This is a genomic window from Variovorax sp. 20P10.2.4, assembly GCF_058244205.1.
In genome coordinates this window covers 1-1,389 of record NZ_JBZAYE010001105.1, presented here as the reverse complement: position 1 = coordinate 1,389, position 1,389 = coordinate 1, and the positions used below count along the sequence as shown (strand labels likewise).

Annotated in this window: 1 protein-coding gene; it reads left to right on the top strand. The window is 70.7% G+C overall.

Annotation, left to right across the window (positions count from 1 at the left end):
• The coding region (locus tag AC27VN_RS41490) for a class I adenylate-forming enzyme family protein (RefSeq protein ID WP_490880512.1) at positions 1-1,233 on the top strand (1,233 nt) is incomplete at its 5' end.
• Between the last annotated feature and the right edge of the window lie 156 nt (positions 1,234-1,389).

Here is a 1,389-nt window from a genome sequence, read left to right as displayed (position 1 = left end):
GACGCCGATGCGCGCATCCTCTTCGCCGACGCGGGCGCGGCCGAGGTGATCGGCCCGGCGCAGCCCGGCGGCATCGCGCGCGTGGCGCTCGACGGCTCGGCCATCGGCCGATCGCTGGACGACTGGCTCGCACCCGAGGGCGCCACGCCCGAGCCCGCCGACGTGCAGCCCGGCACGGCCTTCAACATCATCTATTCCTCGGGCACCACGGGCGAGCCCAAGGGCATCGTGCAGGGCCACGGCATGCGCTGGGCCCATGTGCAGCGCGGCGCCAAGTACGAGTACGACAGCCACACCGTCACGCTGCTGTCGACGCCGCTGTACTCGAACACCACGCTGGTCGTGTTCTTCCCCACGCTGGCCTTCGGCGGTTGCGTGGTGCTGATGCCCAAGTTCGACGCGCTCGGCTACCTGCAGCTGGCCGAACGGCATCGCGTGACCCACACCATGCTGGTGCCGGTGCAGTACCAGCGGCTGATGGCGCATCCGCGCTTCGACGCGCACGACCTCTCGGCCTACCGCTTCAAGTTCAGCACCAGCGCGCCCTTCAATGCCGCGCTCAAGGCCGACGTGCTCGCGCGCTGGCCCGGCGGGCTGATCGAGTTCTACGGCATGACCGAGGGCGGCGGCACCTGCATCCTCGAGGCCCACCTGCATCCGACCAAGCTGCACACCGTGGGCCAGCCGGCACCGGGCAGCGACATCCGGCTGATCGACGAGGAAGGCCGCGAGCTGCCGGCCGGCGACACCGAGGTGGCCGGCGAGGTGGTCGGCCACTCGGCCGGCATGATGACCGGCTACCACCGCCAGCCCGAGAAGACGCGCGAGGCCGAGTGGTTCGACGCGACGGGCAAGCGCTTCATCCGCACCGGCGACGTGGGGCGCTTCGACGCCGACGGCTTCCTCACGCTGTTCGACCGCAAGAAGGACATGATCATCAGCGGCGGCTTCAATATCTACCCGAGCGACCTCGAGGCGGTGCTGCGCTGCCATGCGGCCGTGGCCGACGTGGCGGTGGTCGGCGTGCCCTCGGAGCAATGGGGCGAGACGCCGATGGCCTTCGTGGTGCGCCGCGAGGGCGATGCCACCGCTGCCGAGGCGCTGCTGCAGTGGGCCAATGCCCAGGTCGGCAAGACGCAGCGGCTCGCGGGCCTGGCGCTGATCGACGAGCTGCCGCGCAGCGCGATCGGCAAGGTGCTCAAGCGCGAGCTGCGAGAACGCGTCCGCGGCTGACGCGCCGCGACCCGAAGACCGGGCAGGATCGCGGCAGATGAAATCCCTGCGCGGTCAACTGGTCTTCTTCTGGGTGCTGCTGCTCGGCATGTGCGCCGCGCTCGCGGTCGTGATGTTCACGCTCTACCGCAGCAGCGCGGGCGCCCAGGTGGCGGC